The following is a 23,748-nucleotide window of genomic DNA, read 5'->3' on the forward strand; positions in this document are numbered from 1 at the left end:
GGACTGGGGGAGGGCGGGCTCGGAGGAGTGACGGTGGCAGCAGCGCATAAGCAGCCCGACTCTTTCCCAAGCGCGAGCCACCGTCGAGACGGTGTTTCGTCGCACTGTTCCACCCTGCACCCTCTCGCGAGGACACCGGACGTATCGCCTGCCGGGAGGGGGCGCTTCGGACTACGTTGTCCACCGTGCAGTTCGTTCTCTTCTTCTCAGACAAGCAGGTGCGCGAGCAGCTCTTCGCCCATGTGGATGGGACGCGAGGACTGTTGCTCGTCACCGGGGTGCGTCATGGTCCGGCCATGCGCTCCCCGGAGGCGCGCGAGCCCTTCGCCACCCTGGAGTTCCTCCACGGCCGCGTCTTGACGCAGGTGCTCGTGGCCGACGAGGGCACGGCGGACGGCATGTGGAGGGACCCCCTGGGAGATTTGGGCGACCGGCTCTACCCGGAGAGTCGGGACGACGCGTACGCCGTCACCAGTGGCTATCTCCTGCTGGAGGACGGACGGCCGCGCACCGTGGTGCGCAAGCACGGCCTGCCCGCGAACGACTTGTGGTTCCTGGAGGACGCGCTCAGCCAGCTCACCTCGCGAGTCCCTCCGCCGGACCCGGCGAGGAAGCCCGGCACGAAGCGTCCGGAGCGCGCCCCCCGGTCTCCCCGACGCCCGGCGAGCACCGGAGCCCCCGTCGACTCCGACGCGTCAGGCCCCCCACCGGACGAGGGAGGCTGGCGCCAGCGCGCGGGGAGCGCAGGCAGCCGGCGCGTCAGGCCCGAGCGGACCTCCGCCTCGGAGTCGTCGAAGCCCTGGGATGATGCATCGGGTCATGACCCGCGAGAGGCGCACGCGACGGACTCGGAGGCGACGCCGCCTCGCGGCACCCGGGCCCCGCCGCCGCGCGAGCCGGCGCGGAAGGACGCCTGGGCGGTGCTGGGGCTCGCGCGGGACATGACGTTGGACGAGGCGCGCAAGGCGTTCCGCGCGCTCATCGCCGGGTACCACCCGGACAAGGTCTCCCACCTGGCGCCGGAGTTCCAGGAGCTGGCGGAACGCCGCACGCGCGAAATCCTGGCGGCGTGGGAAGAGGTGGAGGTCGAGCTGAAGTCCGACCGGTGAGCGCGCGCGTCAGCCCACGTCGGCCGCGGGCGCGCCTGGTAGGGCGAGGATGGCGGGCGCGGACTCCAGTGCGAAGCGCGCGACGATGGGCATGTGGTCCGACAGCCCGTGGAAGCGGCTCTTGAGGTCCCCGAAGGGGCTCGTCTCGTGGGTGTCCAGCCAGCGCACGCCGCCCCCTGAGAACATGTGGTCCAGGTGCATGCGCATGTGCATGAAGCCCGCGGTGGGAAAGCCCCGTGACACGGTGGGGTCAATCTGCCCGACGGCGGCCTGGGCGCAGGTGAGGCGGACGTCGCCGGTGAGGTAGCGGAACACGGGCGTGGCCGGCGGCGAGTTGAAGTCCCCGCAGACGACGAAGGGCTCGTTGGCGGAGAGGGTGCCCACGAAGTCCGCCAGCTTGCGCGCCTCGTGGAGCTGGTTGACGCCGCAGCCCATCTTGTCCTTGGTGGACCAGAACTCCCGGGCGAAGGGCGTGGGCAGGCTCAAGTGCGTGTTGAAGACGTGGAAGGGGCGGTTGTCCTCGCGTCGCAGCAGGCGCATGTGCGCGCAGATGCGGCTCTGCTTGCGGTCCTTGAGGCGCTGCACGTGGTGGTGGGTGATGGACTGGGGGGCGTCCACGTTGTGCTTGTCCACCTGGAGGGTGCGCTTGTTGACGAGCACCGCGAGCCCCGTGGTGTAGATGGACACCTCGCCCAGCTTGTAGTGGTGCGCGCGGAAGTAGAACGCCTCGTAGGGCATCTCCCGGCCCTGGGCGGTGAAGATCTCCTCCATGCGCCCCATGAAGGCCATCAACTGCGTCTCACCGGGCAGCTTGGGCCGGTGGGCGATGGTGCTGCGCAACGACGTCGTCTCCACCTCCTGGAGGCACACGACGTCCGGCAGCGGCTCCAGCGCCGCGAGCGCGGCGGCCACGCGGCGCTTGGGCCCCATGGTGCTCGCCAGGCCCCGGAGCATGTGCCCGAAATAGCGGACGTTGTACGTGACGATTCGCAACGAGGAGTCGGGCATACGCGGGTCCGTGCCCGTCCCGGGCACAGGAAGAAGGTACTCACATCCTGGCGTTCGCGCCCCCCATTCCTCGCTGGTGGGCCTCCCGTCAGACAGTCGACCTTTCGGCCCGCGCCCCGTGTGAATTCCCCGCCGCCCGAGGTCGTGCTTTCCTGTCCCCCGGAACGATGAAGGCGCCCGCCTGCCCGACAAGGCGGCGGACATCCCACGCGCGCAGGGCCGGCACGGGCGACGTGGGGCATCCCTCCAGGAGGACCATCGATGTTCAAGGCCGTGGGGACGTGGGGCTTGTCGCTGGCGCTGGTGCTGACCGGCTGCGACTCGTTCGAGCAGGAGCAGTACGACATCACGCTGGACCAGGCCCAGGCCGAGGCCGTCCCCTACGTGTGCATCGACAAGACGCTGGAGGACCCCGAGCCGGTGCCGGGCACCGGGGGACCCTCGGGGCTGGCCCTCCAGCAACGCTGGATTGTGCGCGCGGAGCGATTCGGCGCCACGAGCCTGGAGGTGCCCGACTTCGAATTCACCCTGCCGGGAGGAGACCGTGCCACCCTCGACGATGATGGCGGGCCGGATGTCCTCGGCGGGACGACCTCCGACAGCGGGCCATTCCAATACATCGACATCTTCACCCGTCCATTGGAGGGCGAGGAGGCGACGTCGGTGAACTACGTGGTGCGCTTCTACATCGCCAACGACTCGCTGGAGGACGACACCATCGAGGGCTTCATCGACGTGCGCCGCACGACCTACACGGGCGCCGGAACCGACGCGGTGGACCTGGAGGAGTGCACCTCCAAGGTCCAGTTCACCGGGCGCCGCGTGAAGTAGGCGCCCGGGTCGCGCGTGTCACGGCGCGCGCTTCACGCGCACCATGGTGTCCAGCAGGTGCTCCAGGGCCTGCTGCGGCTCCTGGCTGAGTCCCGAGTGCACCGGCCCCGTCTGGAGGATGGTGCTGCGCGGAGCCACCAGCCAGTGCCAGCGCTCCTTCTGCGGGAGCTGGCCGATGGGGCCCGCGTGTTTGCCGCCCTCGCAGACGCGGCGGAAGCTGTCCAGGTGGCAGCGCACGGTGTCCACGTCCATGTCGGGCGCGAGCGCCCTCAAGCGCGCCTCGTCCAGCTCCACGCGGGCGCCGAGGAAGCGCTGCGTGGTGCAGAAGAGGACGACGCCCACGTTGATGAACTCTCCGCGCTCCACGCGAGGAACGACGCGGATGATGGCGTAGTCAAACGAGCTGTGCGCGGGCACGCGTCGCCTCCTCGATGAAGGCCGGCAGGGCCTCGATGCGCTTGCTCAGCCAGGTGACATAGCCCGCGCGGTGCGCGTCCACGGTGGGGAAGGGGGACTCGGCGGCCTGGAGCCAGCCCTCGGGGATTCCGGCGACGATGGCCTCCATCAGCTCGCGGGTGAGGCGGGCCTTCAGGGTGGCGTGGGCTTCAGGCAGCGCGGTCGCCCACGGCAGCAGCACATGGTCCTTGATGGGGGCGAAGCGGCTCTGGCTGCGCTCCTCCCAATCCACCCACGCGTGGTGGAAGTAGAGCGAGGCGCCGTGGTCGATGAGCCACAGCTCCCGGTGCCAGCACAGGAGGTTGGGGTTCTTCGGCGTGCGGTCCACGTTGGTGATGAACGCGTCGAACGCGACGAGCCCGGAGGCCACGGCCGGGTCCGGCGCCGGGCCCGCCACCGGGTCGAACGTCACCGAGCCCGGCAGGTAGTCCAGCGCCAGGTTCAGCCCCGCGCTCGCCTTGAGCAGCTCCCGAATCTCGCTGTCCGGCTCGTTGCGGCCCAGCGCCGGGTCCAGGTCCACCAGCACCATCTCCGGCACGCGCAGGCCCGCCGCCTTCGCCAGCTCCGCGGCGATGAACTCCGCGATGAGCGCCTTGGCGCCCTGTCCGGCACCCCGGAACTTCACGACGTACAACCCCGCGTCGTCCGCCTCGACGATGGCGGGCAGCGAGCCCCCCTCGCGCAAGGGCGTCACATAACGCGTGGCGACGATGGTCCTCGGCATCCTCCGCTCCCGTCCTCGCTCGGGCCGGCCTTCCGACCCTGGCCCAGGGGCCGCCCTCTACCACGCCCCCATGTTCCTGAAGGGTTTCACCGATAGTGGAAAAAGCAGTTCCGAGGAAACTGCATCTGACGGGGTGCGACAATGGGTGACAGGCCGTTCGATTCCGATCCCCCACGGAGCCCACCATGACCGTCACCCGCAAGCCCACGTCGCTCCCGTCGCCCATCACCCGTACCGGCGAGGCCACCCGCCCGGAGACGCCCGCGACGACCGAGTCCCGCGTGGTGGCCCGGCCCGGGAAGAACGGCACTGACGGCTTCGACTCCGGGAAGACGGGGGCGCGTCCCACCAACTTCGTGGACCGTCCCACGGGCCACCGTCCGGACCCGAGCGCCCCGGTGCTGCCGGCCACGGCCTTCGCCTTCGGCCCCGGCAAGCTCGCCCTCGCCGGCCGCGAGGTGTCCACGCCCGTCACGCTGACGGCCTCCGCCACGCCGAACGCGGCGGTGAAGGACCTCCAGACGGTGACGTCCACGGTCAGCTTCGACCAGGACGTGGCGCTGGACTCGCTGAAGCTGAACCTGGACCTGGCGCACACGTACAAGGGCGACCTGGTGGTGAAGCTGACCAGCCCGTCCGGCAAGACGGCGACGGTGTCGGACCGCCAGGGTGGCAGCGCGGACGACGTGAAGGGCACGTTCGACCTGAGCACCGCCTTCAAGGGCGAGTCGGCCAAGGGAACGTGGACGCTGTCCGTGGAGGACAAGGCGCGCGCTGACACGGGCACGCTGAAGAACTGGGGCCTGGAGGTCGCTGGCAAGACGGCGGGCCCGGTGGAGCCCCCCAAGCCCCCGAAGCCCACGGGTGAGCCGATTGTCGCGGTGTTCGACGGCGGCGTGGACTTCAAGCACGCCGACCTGGACAGCGCCATGTGGACCAACCCGAACGAGATTGCCGGCGACGGAATCGACAACGACGGCAACGGCGTGAAGGACGACATCCACGGCTACAACGTCGGCTTCAACAGCGGCGACGTGATGAAGGGGGACGGGACGGACCACGGCACGCACGTGGCCGGCATCATCGCCGCCGAGGACAACGGCCAGGGCAACACGGGCATCGCCGCTGGCAAGGCGAAGGTGATGAGCATTGGCGGCCTGTATGACGGGGCGGACCTGCTCACCAACTTCGAGCGCGGCGTGGACTACATCGTGAACATGAAGCAGAACCACGGCGCCAACATCCGGGCCCTCAACGCCAGCTTCGGTGATGAGTACCGCGACGCGGCCTCGCAGAAGCGCTGGACGGCGGCGGTGCAGAAGCTGGCGGACGCGGACATCCTGCTCGTCGCGGCGACGGCCAACGGCAACGGCAGCAACATGAACAACGTGGCGGACATGCCCGCCAACCTGGACCTGCCCAACGTCATCACCGTGGCGTCCATGGACCGCAACAACGACAAGCTGGCGCGCTTCTCCTCGCACGGCGACAAGGTGGTGGAGCTGGCCGCCGTGGGCGAGGACGTGCTGAGCACCGTGCCCGGCGGCGACTGGGAGAAGATGAGCGGCACCTCCATGGCCACCCCGACGGTGGCGGCCACCGCGGCCCTGATGTTCGCCGCGAACCCGGACCTGACGGCCGCGCAGGTGAGGGACTTGCTGGTGAAGACGGTGGAGGTCGACCCGGACCTCAAGGGCAAGGTGAGCACCGGCGGCAAGCTGGATATCGCCGCCGCGGTGAAGGCCGCCAAGGAGTTCGTCGCCACGCCGCCCACGACGGTCGCCGAGCGCTGAGCCTCCGCGCGTCTCACTCGAGAGGGTGAGTCAAGAGTCCCCGGTCGCCGCCAGCTTCGCGGCCCGGGGACTTTTTTTGGGTTCGATTTGATTGCGCGCAATTTAATTGAGCCCTAATCATAGGACATGGCGCGGGACGCGGTGCCCGTCGGAGACGGGGTGGCCCGGTTGTTGGGGGCTGAACGGAGCGGGCCGGAAGTCGCGGCGAAGTGGCTCCCGCCGTCCCGTGTCGCCGCTATCTGAACGCGTCGTTTCCGCTTCATCGAACCCGAGCTGGCATCCCAGGAGAGAGAACCATGGCCCCCGTCACGATTTCGCCGCTGTACACCGCCCACGCCACCACCCACGGAGGCCGCAACGGCAAGGTCCAGTCGTCGGACAAGGTCATCGACCTGTCGCTGTCGATGCCCAAGGAGCTGGGGGGCGCGGGGGGCGCGGCGACCAACCCCGAGCAGCTCTTCGCGGCGGGCTACTCGGCCTGCTTCGAGAGCGCGCTGCGGCTGGTGGCGGGCAAGGGTGGCAAGAAGCTGGGGCCCGAGGTGGGCATCACGGCGAATGTCACCATCGGCAAGACGCCGGACGGCGGGTTCGGGTTGGCGGTGGAGCTCCAGGGCATCCTGCCGGGCATTCCCCGCGACGAGGCGGAGAAGCTGATGCACGCGGCGCACGAGGTGTGCCCGTACTCGCGCGCCACGCGCGGCAACATCGACGTGAAGCTCTCTGTCGCGGAGTAGGGGAGGGTCCGTGCCGCCGCGGCGCGTGAGTGCACCGTGACGCGGCGGTACGTGAGTGCTTCATCGTGTCGCCGTGGCGCGTGAGTCCACCGTGACGCGGCGTCGCCTGCGTGTGCCGTTACGCAGCGGCACGTGCGCTCGCCGTTACGCAGCGGCACATGCACTCGCCGTTACGCAGCGGCGCGTGCGTGGCTCCATCGTGGTGCAGGGTGCTCCAATCTGGCGCGTGGATGCTCCAGCCTGGCGCTGCGCATGAGCGCCACCGTGTCGCGACGGCCACGATGTGCACCTTGGTACTCGCGGGGTTTCCCCTAGAACGGTCCTGATGTTCGCGTGCTGGTGACACGCGGATGCGTCACGCCTCGACGCGTCCCCTCTGCGCGGGCCACATGGCGCGCCCCGCACCGGCCCTCTGGCATGCCCCTTGAAGTCGGGGAGTGCTCGAAGGGGGGAAGTCAGCATGCGTGAGCGACAGCTCATTCCGATGGAAGTGGCAGGGGCGGCTGTGTCGGGGGCAGCGCGGATGTTGTTGGAGGAGCCCGACATCGAGGAGTTCTTCGGCTGGTTGCGACCGGAGGCGGGAGGCAATCCTCCCGGCCGGTGGAGCGCGGCGGAAGGCACGCGGTTGTTCGCGGTGGCGGAGCGGGGCTCGGGCATCATCGGGCTCGCGGCGCTCACGAACATCCGCCGGGAGGAGCGCTACGCGCGGGTGAGCTGCGCCATCGCGCCGGAGTATCGTCGGGAGGGCGTGGGGCGCTGGACGATGACGGAGCTCATCCGTCAGGGCGTGAGACTGGACGGGCTGCGCCACCTTGAGACCTGCGTGCGCGCGGGGCCCGGGACGTCTCTCCCGCTCATGGAGTCCCTCGGCTTCCGCGCGCTGGACGTGCCGGGCTTTCCGCCGATGGAGGCCCAGCCCGGGGGCTACGTGTACCTGCGTCTGGCGCTACCCGCCGAGTTCCGGGAGCAGGCGCCCCGGCCAGCTCCGCGTGCTTTGCGCGTGAGTGGCGGCGGCTCTCCGCTCATCTCCAACTAACTACTCACTCCGGAATCCGGTGCCCGAAGAAGTAGCGATGCCCTCGCTCGTACGTGTCAGCTCCGTCACGAGCGAGGAATTCCTCGACGATGGCCGCTGCGGTGAGCCGTTGCAGTTGGCCTGACTCGTCGAAGAAGGCCCCACAGTCCAGTCCCGTGGTGGTCTCGAAGAACATCCGACCCAGTTCGACTCGATCCGGGTACTCATTCGAGCGCAGGCGCGCCAGCAGGCGCCGGCAGATGTCCCGGATGCTCAGCCGCTGCCCTTCCAGGAGCGCATCTCGTGGACCCAACCTCTCGCTGGCGACCAGTCCTTGGTATACCTGCTCGACCCGGGCAAGGTACTCGGCGTCCATGAAGGCCCGCTCGGACTCCTCGAAGGGCGGCGGCAACCCATTGGACTTCAGCTCCTCTCGGGGACCTTTCCAGATGGGGCCGGGCTGCTCCTCCAACAGTTGCGAGAGATAGACCTCAAGCTGCGCCTTGACGTCTCGGTCCTCCAGCCCCCTGTAGATCTCAATCAAGAGAGGCACGCCCCCCGTGAGCGCGGAATGAGCAAGGACCTCGCAGAAGTACCGCTGGATGTGCGGACTGCGCTCGGGGCCGAGCAGCCTTCTCAATGAACCCACCCACCACTGGAGGAGGACCGAGTAGGGCGCGGCAAAGGACAACATGAGCGTGCATGCATCCCAGACCTCGGCGTCCTGGGACTCATGCATCAGGTGGACGAGCCTGGTCGCGACCTCGAATCGCCCTTGCTGGAGGTTGGCGAGCGCGCAAGGCAGGACCTGCCAGGGGTCCCGACTGGAGAGGTTGCGGAGCTCCGCCACGTGAGGCGGAGGAGGACTGGAGAAGTGCAGGCCATCTCCAATCTCGATGAAGGTGCGGCGGAGGTAGGCAGGGCGCATGGGAGTCACGCGAAGAGCGCGGCACGATCCTTGGCGTTGTCCGGGATGTTGTTTTGCAGCCGCGTCTGCAGGTCCTCAATGCCCTTGCAATCTCCCTTGAGCACCGAATCAGGGACGAGGTTGTTCATGGACACGGGACATCCGCCTGCATCCAGCGGCGTCTTGTGGTTCACCTGTTCGCTGTTCTTGATGTCGAACCCCTTCTCTTTCCACTGCTTGATGGACTGCTTGCGCACGCCATCCGTAAACCTCTTGCGGGCTTCGCTGGCCTTGCCCGCGTGCTTGACCTTGAAGTGGACGCCGCACCCCTGGTCTGGCGGCTGATGCACATTGGGGCAGTTGGGATTCTTCTCCCGGAGCTGCCGCAGACTGTCACAGTCCTCCTCGAAGGCGTCCCCCCTTGGCGATGATGACGTCGCTTTTTGTCAGGCTTCGGTAGGCGGGGTTCTTGTCGTTGCTCGCGAGCTCGGTGGCCCACCCGGGCAGGGGCTTGTTGCTGGCAGCCAACTCATTCAGGAGTTTCTGCATCTCCGAGCGTCGCTTCATGTAGTGCCCGGCGATGCCCTGATAGAAATCAGCCTCTGGAATGGTGTCGTAGGGCTCGCCAGTCTCTGGGTTCTTCTGGTTCTCGTGGAGCGGGCCAGCACAACATGGGCAGGCATCGCGGGTGGCCTGACCGCCGCTGGCCGCTGAACTCTGGGAGAGGTTCGGGATGGGCACCGACTCGTTCGAGTTGCTGCCATGGTTGGACGTGGTGAGGTCGACGTGCCTGGGGACGTTCTTGCCCTCGAACTGGACATCCATCGACCAGGAGTTGAAGTAGGTCTTGCCCGTTATCGTATGCGTGATGACGCCTGCACCGAAGTTGCGCGTGGCCGCCTCGTCGCCTAAGGGCGAAGTGGCGTAGTAGGACTGGTCGCGCAACATCACGGGCTTGCCGCCGATCATCACGGACTTGCTGCCGTTCTTCATGTCCTTGGAGAAGGACGAGTTGGGGTAGGGCACCGGAATCGGTCCGGCCGGTGGCGCGGGCGGACTCAGGCAGACATCCGGAAAGGCGGCCGTCACCTTCCCGCCGCCCGCCTGAGCGGCAATCTCATGGCCATTGGCATAGACCTCCTTCATTGCCGGACCCTCACCTCTACGTCGCGTGTCCGCAGGACGGCAGCTGCCCTGTCTCCCGAATCGCTCGTGACACTGAGGAGCGCCCGCCGTCCTGGCGCATAGCCTCGACGCATCCCCACCACGGCCAAAGCCAGCGCCAAGATGGCTGACGCGGCCCCCGTTTCTCCCAGCGACTCCGCCGGCAGCCACAGTGGCAGTGACGCCTTGCGTACACGCAACAGCCGCGCCGACGCCAGCGCCACCTCCATGAATGCGTACCCCTCACCCGAGGCGTCCGCGACACGAAAGTCGACCTCGCTCAGGTCGAGTCCCGCCTCGCTCAGCGCCAGGCGGCTGGCCTGCGCTGCCCCAATACCGCGAAGGGGCTCGTCCGAATCGAGCGTCGCATGCTCCTGTGCGAACCCCAACCCGGCCAGCTCCACGGAAGGGGCTTGCCCCAAGGGTCTGCGCGTCACGAAGACGCACGCAGCGGCTTCCCCCGGAATCACTCCATCCGAGTGACCAGGCCGCTTCAAACGCCCATTCCGAGCCAGCCAGGCCAAGGCGGGTGCATTGACGAGAGAGTCGACGCTCGCCACGAGACACCCTGGGAGGTGGGCATCGCGCTCCAGCAGGGCGCGGGCCTCCGCCAAGGCTCGCAGGCCACTGGTCCCACCTGTGGGGAAGCCACGAGAATGGACGGTATCGAGGCGCAAGCCGTACTCCTCTCGGAGCCTTGCCAGCATCTGCGGCACCAACTCGGCGGATACCCCACCTGGTTGGAGACGACCCGACGAACACTTCCTTGAGCTGAGTCAGCTTCTTCCCCAGGGGAGTGGAGGCTCTCCACGTCACGGTGACGACCTGGGCATCACAGTCCAACAGCACCGTATCCATCTGGGGCTCGACATGCGCCGAGCGGTCCTGGAAGCGGAATGTCACAGGGAGCGCGATTCGCGGAAGCGTCACTCCCCAGCTCCCTGCTGCAGTCATTCCCATGCAGCGCAGCACCTCGCCGCCACGCAAGCGAGGCAGTTGCTGGTCCTCGGGCGCGGATTGGAAATAGCGCGTGTCGAAATCCCTGGGCAGGAAGGGATAGTCCTCATCGAGCCAGCGCTGGTCATACGTGCCCGCATGCGCGATGCGCGGCTGCCATCCGCGCCCGAGTGAGCCCATCCCCACCACTGGGACCGGGGCCTCGTCCCACTTGGAGAGGGACTGCTGCGGATGCTCAAGGTTCGGCAGTGGCGTACCGACGGCATCCGCCGCACGCGGGTTCTTTCGAAATCCGCACCCCACGGGATTTCGCAGGTCGGCCCCCTGGTGCTTCGGGTCCGGATGGGAGTGGTCAGCGCCGCCAAAAGTGCGCTCGTACACCAAGGGCATGCGGATGAACGGCCTGGGCGGCGAGGCGCTCAGCCCCAGCAGGCCTCGCTCCCAGCGCCGCTCCCCTGTCACCAGCAGGTCTTTTCGCCGCCCCGGAAGCTCGAGACGCACCAGCATGCGCTCTATCGGACGGCCCTTTGGCGCGACCGCATGTCCATGCACCAGCACCTCCGAGTGGGGTTTTGTGAGGGCAAAATCACACTCGTGGCGAATGCTCGTGCTCCCGGCATCGCCTTGATGCTCGTCGGCATACACCAAAGGCCGTTGCACCTCCGACAGCCTCAATTCGCCTCTCGCATCTGCGGCAAACGTGCCCTTGACCACCACCACGCAGTGAGCGCGGGCATGTTTGTCCGTGGCCACACACAATCCGGCCTGCATCTCCGTGGTGTTATGGGAGATCTGCATGGCCCCTCCGGGCGGCGCGAGCCTCTTGCAGTTGGGCTCGCTGCCTTCGGGTGAAAGCTCGAGTCTGGAGTCGCCGCCCCCCATGAGTCCTGATGGCCAGGCTGAGTGCATGGACAGGCCTGCTTCGCATGACACCCTGTTCGAGTTCCTCCAGCAGCGTCGCGGTGTTGAAAACCCGCCCACGCAGGTAGCGTGTCCCTGGAGAGAAATCCTTGCGAGCTCCCCGCCACCAGGCAGCCACCGCCGTCGCGTCTGGCACCGGCAAGGCATCTTCTGGACGAAGCGTCAGCTCTTGAGCCAGGTCCTCCTCCAGGGGCGGCAAGAAGTCTTGTTCTTCCGGCAGCAGCACATAGGGCTGCTCCAAACGGAGTCCCGTGATGGCACTGAAGGCTTCACCAGCCAGGGCCGCCAGCGGAGCGTGAGCCATCAACTCCAGGCAGACCTCCACGGCCTGCACCCGTCCGCTGAAGCCCAGCGCCAGCAGTGCGTCGGCCCGCAGCGACGCCACTCTGGAGCACTCGATGACCCGCGGCAGGTCCCCTTCCTCCCCGCTCTGAGCCAGCAGGACCAATGCCCAGCGGCCGGCATCCTTGCGCTCCTCCGCGACTGCGCGGCACTGCGCCCATGCCATGCGCGAGCCTGAGATGATGCCAGTCTCGATGGCGGCCTGACGGACCTCGGGGTGACCATCCAGAAGCAACCGAGGTAGCTCCCTGGTGGCGACATCACCCGACAGCGGACACAGCCCCCGGAGTGCCGCGGCGACGACTCGAGGGTCGGAGTGTTGGAGCAGGTCCAGCGCCAACTGTTTGGGCAGCGCGCCACGGAAGGCCTGTACGTCGAGCGCCAGTGCTTGGAGTGGCGCCTCGGTGGCTTGGGGTTGCAGCAGTGGGCACAGTGCATCGTCCACGCTGCGCTGCTCGCTCAACTCCAGGACCCGCTTTAGCGGGCCGAGCTTTTCAGGCGCGGAGGTCCTCAACAACGCCAGCACATCCGCTTCACTGAAGTTGACGTTGCCTTCGAGCAAGGCCCACAGCGCAGATGCTCCGTACAGGGGTTCCTCTGAATCCAGGGCCGGCCGCAGTACTTCATCGGCGACGGGAGAGCCTCCCAATACCAACCCATCGAGGTGCGCCAGCAGCAACTCCTCCACTCGCGCCGTTTCCTCGAGATTGTAGTCCGGGGCCGCCAGGGCACGCTCCCACTGACTCCAGCGGAAGGCTGCTTCGGCCAGGTGCTCCTCGTAGATGTCTGCCAGGAAGGGAGGCGCCATCTTGGCAAGCATTGTACTTCCCACGCTCGCGGCTCAAGGGACAGCGATGAGCCCTGGGCAGGAATTGGCAAAAGAGGACACTGCGCGCCTGGTGGCGGGGTGTCTGGAGCTACCGGCCGACGCCCGCGAGTTCACCTCGCGGGCGCCGCCCACGTCAGAACCGCTTCACCTCGGTGAGCACCTGCCGCGAATACCGCGTCACCGTCCCGAAGCGGGCCAGTGACTCCGCGCGCAGGTGCTTCGCCGCGTCGCTGACCGTGTAGCGTTGGAAGTCCGCTTCACCGGCCAGCTCGAAGTGACACACGTACCGGGCCCACCCGTCCTTCGCGGGCTCGGTATCGCGCCACTTGCGGCAGCCGAGGAACCCGGGCTCCCGCAGCACCTCGGGGACATGTGTCCCCTCATGCCACGGGTTCCACGCGTCCTCGGCCCCGGGCTCCACCTCGATGACCACCGTGTAGAGCGCCGTCACGGCTGCCAGGCACCAAAGCCCGTCAGCTTCGCGCCGCCCTGCGACTCACGCTTGCCCTTGGGCGAGACGCGATAGGTGAAGTCGGACAGCGGCTCGAAGCGCGCCTCGTGCGCCAGCCCGCCCAGCGTCTTCTCCCACGGGTCCGCGGCGAACCCCTGCGTCCGCACCTGCTTCGCGTTCGCCGGTCCCTCCGTGGAGTCGACCAGGAGGGCCGACACCCGCTTGGCGCCCACCGCCAGCGTCTCGCGCACCGCGGGCGCCGCGTTGGGGATGACCGGCGGCCACTGCTTGGGCTCCAGCCCCATCGAGATGAACGACAGCAGCACCTCCTCCAGTGGCTGCACGCTCGCCTGCGAGAAGTCCTGGCACGGCGCCTCATCCACCGCGGGATTCACCGGCGCCTCCGTGCGCAGCACGAAGCCAGCCTCGGCCGACTGACACGTGCGCAGCACCGTCTTCGTGCCATCCGCCTCCATCTCCCGGTCGAACCACGTACCAGGACCCAGCGGCCACTCCAGGTCCGGCGCCGTGCCCGCGCCCTCCGCTCCCTGACGCATCGACACCAGCGTGAGTTGATGGCTGCCCGCGCCGCCGAAGCCGGACAGCGTGGTGCTCGCGTCGAGCAGTCCGTTCGTCAGGTACAGCGGCCCCGCGTCCACCGCGTACAGCCGGTTCTCCAGCGGACCATCCACGGGACGATTGTCGCGCAGGTAACGTTTCGCCTCCCACGTGCGGCCGGCGGCCGAGGGTTGCTCGGTCGTCTCCGTGCCCTCGCGCGCCACCGCCAACGGCCTGGAGGCATCCACGCGCATGGGGAGCACCAGCCGACGCGCAAGCTTCGGCTGCGTCAACGCGCTGCCCGCGTCATCGACGACGTCGAGCGTCAGCCACACGCGCGAGCCCTCCACCGCCGCCACCTCCAGGGTCAGCTTCCCCGCCGCCGCCGAGCCACCCTGCGCCTCGCGGGGCGGCGTGCGAATCGCGGAGAACGAATAGACGACCCGGTCTCCCACCCGGGCGCGATGCCAGGGGGACTTCCCCTGCGTCGACGTGGGAGCTTCCGGCGCGGCCGTACCGGTGGGGGCCTCCGCCGCGCCGCCTTGCGTCACGGGCACGCCGTCAGTGGGACTCACGGCGCGCGGCTTCGTGCTCTCACAGCCGGCGCCAAGCGCCAGCGCCGCGCACATCAGCGCGGAACGTGACAGGAAGGTTGCGGTGGGCTTTCGCATTCGGGCGACACCTCGTGGGGCTTGAGCGCGGCATTGCGCGACCCCTGGGCGGGCTTGATACACCGGAGCGCAGGCTGTCCCCAACTTCCTGGAGTTCCATCGCTCATGGCCACGAACCTGCCCATCCGTCGCGTCGTCCTCTACAAGCATGGCGTCGGCTACTTCGAGCGCCGAGGCGGCGTCACGGGCAGCGACACGCTGCACCTGGACTTCAAGGCGCGCGACATGAACGACGTGCTGAAGTCGCTGACGGTGCTGGACTTGTCGGGCGGCTCGGTGTCGGCGGTGAGCTACGACTCCACCAAGCCGCTGGAGCAGCTGCTCTCGGAGGCCACCATCCGGATTCCCGAGGACGGCAGCCTCACGGCGCTGCTCGGTCAAATCAAGGGCGCGCGCGTGCGGGCGCGGGTGGGCGGCGGCCAGGTGGAGGGCGCCATCATCGGCCTGGAGTCGCTCGCGGTGGCGGCCGGCGAGACGAGCGTGGTGCGGCCCTTCCTCACGCTGCTGGTGGGCCCCTCGCTGCGCACCTTCGACGTGCTCGACATCGCGGAGCTGGAGTTCCTCGACGAGGCGGTGCGCAAGGATTTGGAGTTCTACCTGGCCACGGTGCTGTCCTCGTACAAGAAGGACAGCAAGCGGATGTCCATCCTCACCTCCGGCGAGGGTGAGCGGGAGGTCTTCGTCAGCTACGTGCTGGAAGCGCCGGTGTGGAAGACCAGCTACCGCATCCTCCTGGACGAGGGCGAGTCGCCGCTGCTCCAGGGCTGGGCGCTGGTGGACAACACGGGGGACGAGGACTGGGTGGACGTGTCGCTGGCGCTCGTCGCGGGGCTGCCGGTGTCCTTCGTGCACGACCTCTACAACCCCCGCTACATGAGGCGCCCGGTGGTGGAGGTGCGCACGGAGGCCGCCGCCGCGCCGGTGATTCCGGAGGAGAGCTTCGGCGGCTCGGCGGACATGATGGAGAGCGAGGTGGACGCCATGCCGATGATGTCCGCGCCCGCCATGGCTCCGGGACGCTCCAAGAAGATGATGCGCAAGGAGGCGAGTTTCGTGGGAGGCCCGGGCGGTGGCGGTGGCCCCCGGTTGCGCGAGGTGATGGAGCAGAGCAACCAGGTGACGACGCTGACGAAGGATGTGGGGGACCTCTTCGAGTACGGCGTGGACCGCCCGGTGACGGTGCACCGCAACCAGAGCGCGCTGGTGCCCATCCTCCACAAGCCCTTCGAGGGCCGCCGGGTGCTCCTCTACAACCGCACGACGCGCGAGAAGAACCCCATGGCCTGCATCGAGCTGAAGAACACCACGGGCCTGACGCTGGAGGGCGGGCCGGTGACGGTGACGGAGGACGAGCGGTACGTGGGCGAGGCGATGCTCGACACCATGAAGCCGCTGGACACGCGCTTCGTGCCGTACGCGGTGGAGCTGGGCTGCGTCGTCTCCGTGGAGGACAACACGGAGGACGGGCCGGTGTTCCGCGCGGTGGTGAGCCGGGGCTCGCTGGTGGTGGAGTACTTCCACGTGCGGCGCACGAAGTACCTGGTGCGCAACAAGGGGAAGCGGGCGCAGGTCCTCTACGTGGAGCACCCGCGCACGGGCTGGGAGCTGGAGAAGGACATGCCCGCGCCCGCGGAGACGACGGACGGCTTCTGGCGCTTCAAGCGCGAGCTGGCCCCGGGCTCGCAGGACGAGCTGGTGGTGTCCGAGCGCACGCGCGGCCACCGGCAGTACTCCGTCTCCAGCGCGGGCCCGGACGACGTGGCCTTCTTCCTGTCGCAGCGCTACGTGGACGCGAAGATGGCGGACGCGCTGCGCGAAGTGATTGCCATCCGCGAGCGCGTGGCGGCGCTGACGCGCGACGAGCAGCAGCTCACCGCCGAGCGCGCCCAGCTCTTCAAGGACCAGGAGCGCATCCGCGCCAACATCGAGTCGCTCAAGAGCGGCGTGTCCCAGCGTGAGCTGGCCGAGCGCTTCGTGGCCAAGCTCAACGAGCAGGAGGACCGGCTGGAGGCCATCACCCGCGACCTGGAGCGTCTGGCGAAGGAGCGGCAGGTGGCTCAAGAGGAGCTCAACCGCCGCGTCCAGTCGCTCAGCTCGGAGGCCGCCTTCTAGGCAGCACTCACTTCTCCGTTGCGCGGTAGACTTCGTCGCCGCCCACGACTGTCAGGCGCACCTGGGCGCCTGGCAGCTCGGCGACGGGCGCGTCCACCGGGTCCACCGACAGCACGACGAAGTCCGCGTCCATGCCGGGCTGCAATCGTCCGCGCCGAGCCTCCGCGAAGGAGGCGTATGCCGCGCCCACCGTGAAGCCCTCCAGGGCCTCCTCGCCGCTCAGCCGCTGGTCCGCGTACCAGCCATTCTCGGGCGTGCCGCGCGCGTCCTGCCTCGTGCGCGCCGCGTAGAGGCCCGCGAGCACGTCCGGCCGCTCCACCGGGAAGTCGCTGCCCAACGCCAGCACCGCGCCGGAGGCCTTCAGCCGCTGCCACGCGTACGCGCCCCGAATCCGCTCGGGGCCCACGCGGGCCTCCGCCCAGGGCATGTCGCTGGTGGCGTGTGTGGGCTGCACGCTGGCCAGGAAGCCGCCGCGCCCCAGCCGGTCGATGTCCTCCAATCGCATCACCTGCGCGTGCTCCACGCGGTGGCGGCCGTCCTTCGTGCCCGTGGCCTCGGCCGCGCGCGTCAGCGTGTCCAGCACCAGCGTGTTGGCGCGGTCTCCAATCGCATGCGTGCACACCTGGAAGCCCGCGGTCATGAAGGCCCTCACGCGCCGCTCGTACTCCTCCGGCGCCATCATCAACAGGCCCCGGTGCCCGGGCTCGTCGCTGTAGTCCTGGTGCAGCGCCGCGCCCCGGCTGCCCAGCGCGCCGTCCAGGCTGAGCTTCACCGCGCGCAGCGTGAGGCGCTCGCCCTGATAGGGGCCGTCGCGCAGGTACGTCTCCCGGTCCGACGTCTGTCCATCCGCCATGGCGTAGACGCGCAGGGGCAGCTTGCCCTCCTTGTCCCAGCGCTGGAGGAGGCGGAAGGTGCGCAGGTCCATGCCCGCGTCGTGCACGCCGGTGAGGCCCACGCGCGCGGCCCGGGCGAGCGCCGCGGTGAGCTGGGCGGAGAGCTGCTCCTCCGTCAGCGGAGGCAGCACCGCGTAGACGAGGCCCATGGCGTTGTCCACGAGGATGCCGGTGGGCTCGCCATTCGCGCCGCGCAGAATCCGTCCGCCATCCGGGTCCTTCGTGTCGCGCGTGACGCCCGCGCGCCGCAGGGCCTCGCTGTTGACCCACGCCGCGTGTCCATCGATGCGCGTCAGCATCACCGGTACGCCGGGGTGCTTCGCGTCCAAGTCCTGTCGCGTGGGGAAGGCCTTCTCCGTCCAGTCGTTCTGGTCCCACCCCTGACCGACGAGCCACTCGCCCTGGTACGAGGTGCTCGGCGCCGCCGTGACGCGCGCCACGGCCTCCTCTTTCGAGGTCGCCCCCAAGAGGCTCACCGTCGCCTCCCACTGGCCCAGCGCGGAGAGGTGGCCGTGCGAGTCCGTCAGGCCCGGCACCACCGTGGCATCGCCCAGGTCCACCACGCGCGCGCCGGGGCCCGCGGCCGCCAGCACCTCGTCGCGTGTGCCCGTGGCCAGCACCTTGCCCTCGCGCACCGCGAGCGCCTCGACCTGGGGCCGCGCCGCGTCCAGCGTGCGGATGCGCTTCGCCACGTACACCGACGTGCCCGTGGCTTCGGCGCCCGGCGTGTTGCGCGTGCAGCCGCCAAGGGCCGAGAGAAGGAGCACCGCACCGAGGAGTCCGCCGAGTCGTCGCAGCATCGTTTCGCGCACCTGCCTGGGAGGCCGCCCCGGGGTTGGGGACGGGCGCGCGACACTCTGGCGCACCCGCCTCGCGCGGGCCAGCGTCCGGAGTCCAACGCGAGGCGGCACGAAGGTCCCCCAAGTCCAGGCTCGCGGCGCCTAACGTGCGCGCCCATGGACTCTTCCACGCTCGCCTCCCTGTCCATTCCGCTGGCCTCGCTGCGCATGCAGGCGTTGGAGGCGGGGCCGTCCGACGGGCCCCTCGTGCTGCTGCTGCACGGCTTCCCGGAGCTGTCGGAGAGCTGGCGCGAGGTGCTGCCGCTGTTGGGCACAGCGGGCTACCACGCGGTGGCGCCAGACCTGCGCGGCTATGGCGGCACGGACCGGCCTCGCAAGGGCTACGACCTGGACACGCTGGCCGACGACGTCTACCAGCTCGCCCGCCATCTCCAGCCGGGGCGGCCCGTGCACCTGGTGGGACATGACTGGGGCGGTGCCATCGCCTACCACGTGGCCGCCATGCACCCGGACGTCGTGGCCACGCTGACGGTGGTGAACTGCCCCCACCCGTCCGTGCTGGCCCGGCGCATCTGGCGGCCCGCGCAACTGCGCCGCTCCTGGTACATGTTCTACTTCCAGCTCCCCTGGCTCCCGGAGCGCGCCCTGTCCGCCGAAGGGGGCCGGCGGGTGCCCGCGCTCATGCGGCGCGGCATGGCGAAGGGTGCCCAGGTGAGTGACGCGCGCCTGGCGCCCTACGCGGAGAATCTGGCCCATCCGGACGCGGCCCGGGCCGCCGTGGACTACTACCGCGAGGCCCTGCGAGGACTCTTCACTCCGGGAGGGGCCAGGCGACTGCTCCGGACCTACCCGCGCATCCGCGCGCCCTTCCGCCTCGTCTGGGGGGAGGAGGACACCGCGCTCGGCCGCGAGCTGACGGTGGGGCTGGAGCCCTACTTCGAGCAACCTCCGGAGGTGCGATACCTGGCGGGCGTGGGCCACTTCCCGCCGCTGGAGGCGCCCGAGCGCGTGGCCTCGGAGATTCTCGAACACCTGGAGCGCCAACCATTGGCCACACCCCGAGCGAAGGCAGGCGGGGAAAAGATAGTTGCCCCACGCAAGCTTCCTGACCGGGGGACTTGACGGGGGGAGCGGGGGACTTGGCGCGAGCCGGGGCGTGAGGGATGTTGCGGCGTCTCACGTTCCCTGGAGTCGTCATGAACCTGAACCTGTCCAAGTCCCGGCTCGGGCCCACCGCGCTGCTGGTCGTCGCCGCCCTCTGTCTGACCACCGCCGCGGGTTGCGCCGGCCGCCGCCGCGAGGCCTTCCTGCACGACAAGACGCGGACCCACGTGTACCGCAAGCCCATCGCCGAGGTGTGGCCGCAGGCGCTGGCCCTCCTCAAGGAGAAGGGCTACTCGCTGCGCGTCGGTACGCAGGGCTTCGAGGCGACCTCCGAGTGGCTGATGCACGGCGCCCCCTCGTCGCTGGGCACCACGCAGGTGCGCTACCACGTCAAGGGGACCGAGCGCGGCCCCGGCCAGTGCGCCATCGAGTTCCACAAGCAACTCGCCACCGAAACCAAGAGCGCGAGCTCCGGCGGCCGTTCCCAGGAGCTGAATGAGACGAGCGTCCGGGCCGACGGCGGCAACATCAACCGCGACGCGGAGCTGGAGTGGGAGCTGCTCCAGAAGGTGGACGCCGAGTCCGCCGCCACGCTGCGCGCCGAGGCCGACAAGGTCCAGTAGCGCTTCCCCACGAGCCGCCGCTCGCGCGCGCTACTCGTCGCGCAGCGGCAGCTCCAGGGTGAGGCCGTCGTACGCCACTTCCAGCGGGCCCTTGTACTCCTCGCGCGCCTGCGTGAGCAGCTTCGCGGGGTCCGTGTCGTGGCGGCTGGACAGGTGGGTGAGAATCAGCCGCCGCGCTCCCGCCTCACGCGCCACCCATGCCGCCTCCCGGGCCGTGGAGTGGTGCGTCTCCTCCGCGCGCTCCTGCTCGTCATCGGAGAAGGTGGACTCGTGGATGAGCAGGTCCGCGTCCTTCGACGCGTTGACCACCGCGGCGCACGGCCGAGTGTCTCCGGAGATGACCACCCGGCGTCCGGGGCGCGGCGGGCCCAGCACGTCCGCAGGCGTCACCGTCCGCCCGTCCTCCAGCGTCACGGCCTCTCCCTTCTGGAGCTTGCCGAAGCTGGGGCCCGGGGGCACGCCCAGCTCGCGCGCCTTCTCCACGTGGAAGCGCCCCGGCCGGCCATCCTCCACCAGCGCGTACGCCAGCGCGTTGATGCGGTGGTCCACGCCCACCACGTGCAGCGAGTAGCCGTCGCGGCGGATGACGTCGCCGTCCTTCACCTCGTGGATTTCGATGGGGAAGGACATGGCCTCCACGCCCAGGTGCACGGCCTGGTGCAGGAGGCGCCGCGCGGGCGGCGGGCCATACAGGTGGATGGCGTGCTCGCGCCCCATCATCCCCAGGGTGCGCAGGAAGCCGATGATTCCCAGGTAGTGGTCGGCGTGGAAGTGCGTGAAGAAGACCGCGTCCACCGTGAAGCCGGTGCCAAAGCGCACCATCTGTCGCTGGCTGCCCTCGCCGCAGTCGAACAGGAGCAGGTCCGTGTCCGCCTTCACGGCGAGCCCGGACAGGTTGCGGTGCAGGGTGGGCTGGGCGGCGGACGTGCCGAGGAACGTGAGCTTGAGGAGGGACATGCCGGCACTTCCCACGCGAAGAGAGTCTCCCGCGCCACACCCACGGCGCGAGGCGCCATTTAGCAGGGTTTGGAGCCGCCCGTGTTATGAGGCCGCCGTCCCAGACACCGCCATGCCTGAATCCCTGACGTTCGCTCCCACCCCCGACCCTCGCCGCGTGCGTGCCCCGGATGGACGCGTGCTCTCCGTGCCGGAGGGCTGGGCCCTTCTGCCCCCCGGTGACGCGGGCCTCACCCGTCGTGTGAAGGCCGCCGGCCCCACCTGGACGGTGGTGGAGAAGGTGGGCCGCAAGCTGTTCTCCCGAGGCGTGTGGGCCCCCGAGCCGCACATCCACCAGGCCCGCGCCGCGCTGGAGTCCGAGCGCGCCACGCCCGCCTACGCGAAGAAGCTGGCCGCTGGCCGAGACCGCCGCGCCCGCGAGCAGGAGCAGTACGAGGTCGACTTCGCCAACGCCGTGCTGCGCTTCCTCGCCTTCTCCCCCGCGTGGGTGCCCCACGGCAAGCGGCTGGCCGTGCTCGTCGCCGCGCATGCCACGCCCGTGGGCAGCGGCACCGTGGCCCGCACGGAGCGCATCCCCGTGGAGCGCCGCGCGGAGGCCGCCGTCATCGCGTGGATGCGTCACCAGACGACGAGCTACGACAACCTGAAGATTGCCCGCGTGAAGGGCGCGCGGCGTGAGGTGCGCCGCGAGCTGGCGGAAATCTCCCGCGCCGTGCTGGACCTGCACCGCCGCGACGTGCCCCACGGGCCCACGGCGTGTCCCCTCTGCACCGCCCTGATGAATGTGGGCGCTGGTGCGCGCCAGGGTTGATTCGGACGCCTGGACTGGAATAGCGGGCGGGTTTCTGACCCGTCGGTCAGTCAAGTTGCGCCATTAATGACCGCCGGGTTAGTAACGGGTCCGCCATGCCGAGACCCGCTGACCCTCATGCCAGGGAAGCCTTGATGAACGCGGCCCGGGCGGAGTTCGCCCGCAAGGGGCTGCGTGGGGCGCGCATCGAGGACATCACCGCCGCGTGTGGTCTGTCCAAGGGCGCCTTCTATCTGCACTTCCCCTCGAAGGAGGCGCTCTTCGGGGAGGTGCTGGCCCGGTTCGAGGCGCACCTGAACGAGGTGAACGGGCGCCGGATGGCGGCCGTGGAGCGCCACTTCCTCGGGCAGGGAGTGATGGGCTCTCGCGACAGGCTGGAGCACAGCGAGCGCTACCGGCGATTCGTCGAGCTGGAGACGGCCTTCGATTTGGAGTCGCTGGAGCTGATGTGGTCCTACCGCGACGTCGTCTCGGTGCTCGTCAGCGGCAGCCAGGGCACGCCCTTCGAATCGTTGCTGTGGCGGATGACGGAGGCGCAGGTGGAGCGCGTGGCGGGGGACTTCCGGCGGATGCAGGAGGCGGGCGCGGCGGACCAGGAGATGGACGCGAAGCTGTTCGCCTCCGTCATCGTCGGCGCGTACGTGCTGCTGTCCCAGCGCATGGTGCACCTGACGGAGAAGCCAGACATGTCCGCCTGGGCATACACGCTCCAGCGCCTGTGCGAGGGCGGCACGCTGCCCCGCTTCGATGCCCCCGCGCCTGTCTCGGAGCCTGTTGTCTCCCGGGCCAAGCGCCCCACGACTTCCCAGCGCCGGCCTCCCGCCCGCGCGAAGACCCGCCACACCCCGAGGAAAAGCCCGTGAACTCCATCTGGAAACCTTCCGCCCCGCGTGCGCTCGCGGCGCTGGGTGTCGTCGTCACGGCGCTGTCGTTGTCCGCGTGTGGCAAGGCGGATGCCTCCTCCACGCCGGCCGCCGCCGCGAAGACGGACGCGGCGGTGCCCACGGTGAAGCTGGTGGCCACGCGCACGGTGCGCGCCGCGCCTCGGGAAGAGGTGACGGGCACGCTGTTCCCCGCGCAGGCGCTCCAGGTGGGCTTCGAGGTAGGGGGCCGGCTCGCCGCCGTGAAGCTGGGCAAGGGCGCGGCGGTGAAGAAGGGCGACGTGTTGGGGCAGCTCGACGTGGAGATTGTCGACGCGCAGGTGGCGCAGGCGCAGGCGGCGGTGGCGGCCGCTGAAGCCGCTTCGGTGATGGCCTCCGATGTGGCCTCGCGCAACGAGGCGCTCCAGAAGGAGGGCGGGGTGAGCGACTTGCAGAACCGCGCCAGCTCCGCGACGGCGGCGCAGGCGCGGGCGCAGTTGCTCGCGGCGCAGGCCCAGCTCGCGCAGGCGCGGGCGGCGCGTCGGCGGCATGACCTGCGAGCGCCGTTCTCGGGCACGCTCATCGACGCACCCGAGCAGACGGGCGCCACGGTGGGGCCGGGCACGCCGCTGTTCAACCTGGAGAACCTGGACACGCTGCTGCTGAGGACGACGGTGTCGGAGTCGCTGCGCTCGCGGCTGAAGCCCGGCGCCAAGGTGCGGGTGGAGTCGATTGGCGGCCCGGGCGTGTTCACCGAGGACGCGACGGTGCGCACCATCCTCCCTTCCGCGGACCCGGCCACGCGTCGGGTGCCGGTGGAGCTGGCGGTGCCCAACGCGGATGGCCGCTTCGTGGCGCACACGCTGGCGCGCGCGGTGTTGCTGTTGGGCGAGGACCAGGACGCGCGGGTGCTGCCGGGCACGGCGCTGTCGTCCTCCAACGGGGACCATGTCTTCGTGGTGGGCAGTGGCGGCGAGGTGAGCCGCGTGGACGTGCAGGTGCTGGAGCGACGTGAGCGCGAGGTGGTGGTGCTGGCCCGCTCGCCGTTCGAGTCCGTCATCGACCACCCCACGCCGGGCCTGTCACAGGGCTCGCGCGTCACCGTGAAGTAAGGGGAG

23 protein-coding genes are annotated in these 23,748 nt (G+C 69.4%); 11 read left to right on the forward strand and 12 right to left on the reverse strand.

Annotated elements, in window-relative coordinates; translation table 11 throughout:
- The first annotated feature begins 185 nt into the window (after positions 1 to 185).
- Positions 186 to 1,109, forward strand: a complete 924-nt coding sequence (locus HUW62_RS23405; RefSeq protein WP_176435674.1) for a DnaJ domain-containing protein — start codon at positions 186 to 188, stop codon at positions 1,107 to 1,109.
- A 9-nt stretch (positions 1,110 to 1,118) separates the two neighbouring features.
- Here HUW62_RS23405 and HUW62_RS23410 read toward each other — a convergent pair whose 3' ends face one another.
- On the reverse strand, positions 1,119 to 2,117 hold the full coding sequence (locus tag HUW62_RS23410) for an endonuclease/exonuclease/phosphatase family protein (protein ID WP_163863412.1): 999 nt from the start codon (positions 2,115 to 2,117) through the stop codon (positions 1,119 to 1,121).
- A gap of 261 nt (positions 2,118 to 2,378) precedes the next feature.
- Here HUW62_RS23410 and HUW62_RS23415 point away from each other — a divergent pair, with 261 nt between their 5' ends.
- Positions 2,379 to 2,948 carry a hypothetical protein gene (locus tag HUW62_RS23415; RefSeq protein WP_163863410.1) on the forward strand — a complete coding sequence of 190 codons (570 nt, stop codon included), beginning with the start codon at positions 2,379 to 2,381 and terminating at the stop codon, positions 2,946 to 2,948.
- A gap of 18 nt (positions 2,949 to 2,966) precedes the next feature.
- Here HUW62_RS23415 and HUW62_RS23420 read toward each other — a convergent pair whose 3' ends face one another.
- Both HUW62_RS23420 and HUW62_RS23425 read right to left on the reverse strand, forming a co-directional pair.
- Complete coding sequence (locus HUW62_RS23420; RefSeq protein ID WP_163863406.1) at positions 2,967 to 3,365, reverse strand: DUF3037 domain-containing protein; 399 nt, start codon at positions 3,363 to 3,365, stop codon at positions 2,967 to 2,969.
- Positions 3,343 to 4,128: a HipA family kinase gene (locus tag HUW62_RS23425; protein ID WP_163863404.1), complete on the reverse strand. Its 786-nt coding sequence runs from the start codon at positions 4,126 to 4,128 to the stop codon at positions 3,343 to 3,345. Before HUW62_RS23425 ends, HUW62_RS23420 begins: the two co-directional genes overlap by 23 nt.
- Positions 4,129 to 4,313: 185 nt before the next feature.
- Between HUW62_RS23425 and HUW62_RS23430 the strand changes: the two genes are divergently transcribed.
- The 3 genes from HUW62_RS23430 (at position 4,314) to HUW62_RS23440 (ending at position 7,691) form a co-directional block, all read left to right on the forward strand.
- On the forward strand, positions 4,314 to 5,921 hold the full coding sequence (locus HUW62_RS23430; RefSeq protein ID WP_176435675.1) for a S8 family serine peptidase: 1,608 nt from the start codon (positions 4,314 to 4,316) through the stop codon (positions 5,919 to 5,921).
- A gap of 296 nt (positions 5,922 to 6,217) precedes the next feature.
- Positions 6,218 to 6,655: an organic hydroperoxide resistance protein gene (locus HUW62_RS23435; protein WP_163863401.1), complete on the forward strand. Its 438-nt coding sequence runs from the start codon at positions 6,218 to 6,220 to the stop codon at positions 6,653 to 6,655.
- A 460-nt stretch (positions 6,656 to 7,115) separates the two neighbouring features.
- A complete protein-coding gene (locus HUW62_RS23440; RefSeq protein ID WP_163863399.1) occupies positions 7,116 to 7,691 on the forward strand; it encodes a GNAT family N-acetyltransferase in 576 nt (191 codons plus the stop codon).
- A 4-nt stretch (positions 7,692 to 7,695) separates the two neighbouring features.
- Here the strand turns inward: HUW62_RS23440 and HUW62_RS23445 are convergent, their stop codons facing one another.
- From HUW62_RS23445 to HUW62_RS23475, 7 genes are all read right to left on the reverse strand, one after another.
- Positions 7,696 to 8,598 (reverse strand): hypothetical protein, encoded by a 903-nt coding sequence (locus tag HUW62_RS23445; protein ID WP_163863397.1) that lies wholly within the window; start codon positions 8,596 to 8,598, stop codon positions 7,696 to 7,698.
- A gap of 5 nt (positions 8,599 to 8,603) precedes the next feature.
- On the reverse strand, positions 8,604 to 8,834 hold the full coding sequence (locus HUW62_RS23450) for a hypothetical protein (RefSeq protein WP_217911502.1): 231 nt from the start codon (positions 8,832 to 8,834) through the stop codon (positions 8,604 to 8,606).
- Positions 8,835 to 8,970: 136 nt separating this feature from the next.
- Positions 8,971 to 9,723, reverse strand: a complete 753-nt coding sequence (locus tag HUW62_RS23455) for a DUF4150 domain-containing protein (RefSeq protein WP_176435677.1) — start codon at positions 9,721 to 9,723, stop codon at positions 8,971 to 8,973.
- Between the two features lie 261 nt (positions 9,724 to 9,984).
- Positions 9,985 to 11,580 (reverse strand): DUF2169 domain-containing protein, encoded by a 1,596-nt coding sequence (locus HUW62_RS50055; RefSeq protein ID WP_368670460.1) that lies wholly within the window; start codon positions 11,578 to 11,580, stop codon positions 9,985 to 9,987.
- Positions 11,480 to 12,769, reverse strand: a complete 1,290-nt coding sequence (locus HUW62_RS23465; RefSeq protein ID WP_176435679.1) for a TIGR02270 family protein — start codon at positions 12,767 to 12,769, stop codon at positions 11,480 to 11,482. Before HUW62_RS23465 ends, HUW62_RS50055 begins: the two co-directional genes overlap by 101 nt.
- Positions 12,770 to 12,923: 154 nt before the next feature.
- On the reverse strand, positions 12,924 to 13,241 hold the full coding sequence (locus HUW62_RS23470) for a DUF4286 family protein (RefSeq protein WP_163863392.1): 318 nt from the start codon (positions 13,239 to 13,241) through the stop codon (positions 12,924 to 12,926).
- Positions 13,238 to 14,470, reverse strand: coding sequence for a DUF6068 family protein (locus tag HUW62_RS23475; protein WP_176435680.1), 1,233 nt, complete (start codon positions 14,468 to 14,470; stop codon positions 13,238 to 13,240). Before HUW62_RS23475 ends, HUW62_RS23470 begins: the two co-directional genes overlap by 4 nt.
- A gap of 105 nt (positions 14,471 to 14,575) precedes the next feature.
- On the opposite strand from HUW62_RS23475, the gene HUW62_RS23480 reads away from it, so the two are divergent.
- The gene (locus tag HUW62_RS23480; RefSeq protein ID WP_176435681.1) at positions 14,576 to 16,582 is read left to right on the forward strand and encodes a hypothetical protein; all 2,007 of its coding nucleotides are present in this window, start codon (positions 14,576 to 14,578) and stop codon (positions 16,580 to 16,582) included.
- A 7-nt stretch (positions 16,583 to 16,589) separates the two neighbouring features.
- Here HUW62_RS23480 and HUW62_RS23485 read toward each other — a convergent pair whose 3' ends face one another.
- A complete protein-coding gene (locus HUW62_RS23485) occupies positions 16,590 to 18,275 on the reverse strand; it encodes an amidohydrolase (protein ID WP_176435682.1) in 1,686 nt (561 codons plus the stop codon).
- Positions 18,276 to 18,431: 156 nt separating this feature from the next.
- Between HUW62_RS23485 and HUW62_RS23490 the strand changes: the two genes are divergently transcribed.
- Both HUW62_RS23490 and HUW62_RS23495 read left to right on the forward strand, forming a co-directional pair.
- Positions 18,432 to 19,397 carry an alpha/beta fold hydrolase gene (locus HUW62_RS23490; protein ID WP_163863384.1) on the forward strand — a complete coding sequence of 322 codons (966 nt, stop codon included), beginning with the start codon at positions 18,432 to 18,434 and terminating at the stop codon, positions 19,395 to 19,397.
- 74 nt (positions 19,398 to 19,471) lie between these two features.
- Positions 19,472 to 20,002 (forward strand): hypothetical protein, encoded by a 531-nt coding sequence (locus HUW62_RS23495; protein ID WP_163863382.1) that lies wholly within the window; start codon positions 19,472 to 19,474, stop codon positions 20,000 to 20,002.
- A 30-nt stretch (positions 20,003 to 20,032) separates the two neighbouring features.
- On the opposite strand, the gene rnz is transcribed toward HUW62_RS23495, so the two are convergent.
- The gene (gene rnz / locus HUW62_RS23500) at positions 20,033 to 20,959 is read right to left on the reverse strand and encodes a ribonuclease Z (RefSeq protein WP_163863381.1); all 927 of its coding nucleotides are present in this window, start codon (positions 20,957 to 20,959) and stop codon (positions 20,033 to 20,035) included.
- 112 nt (positions 20,960 to 21,071) lie between these two features.
- On the opposite strand from rnz, the gene HUW62_RS23505 reads away from it, so the two are divergent.
- The 3 genes from HUW62_RS23505 to HUW62_RS23515 all read left to right on the forward strand — a co-directional run bounded on the left by HUW62_RS23505 (position 21,072) and on the right by HUW62_RS23515 (position 23,742).
- Positions 21,072 to 21,770 (forward strand): DUF2293 domain-containing protein, encoded by a 699-nt coding sequence (locus tag HUW62_RS23505; protein ID WP_176435683.1) that lies wholly within the window; start codon positions 21,072 to 21,074, stop codon positions 21,768 to 21,770.
- Positions 21,771 to 21,904: 134 nt separating this feature from the next.
- Complete coding sequence (locus HUW62_RS23510; RefSeq protein ID WP_240356160.1) at positions 21,905 to 22,633, forward strand: TetR/AcrR family transcriptional regulator; 729 nt, start codon at positions 21,905 to 21,907, stop codon at positions 22,631 to 22,633.
- Entirely contained in the window at positions 22,630 to 23,742 is a 1,113-nt protein-coding gene (locus HUW62_RS23515; RefSeq protein ID WP_163863377.1) for an efflux RND transporter periplasmic adaptor subunit, read from the forward strand. Before HUW62_RS23510 ends, HUW62_RS23515 begins: the two co-directional genes overlap by 4 nt.
- The last annotated feature ends 6 nt before the right edge of the window (positions 23,743 to 23,748 follow it).

It is taken from the genome of Myxococcus sp. AM011 (genome assembly GCF_013372595.1).
Taxonomy (GTDB): Bacteria; Myxococcota; Myxococcia; order Myxococcales; family Myxococcaceae; genus Myxococcus; species Myxococcus eversor.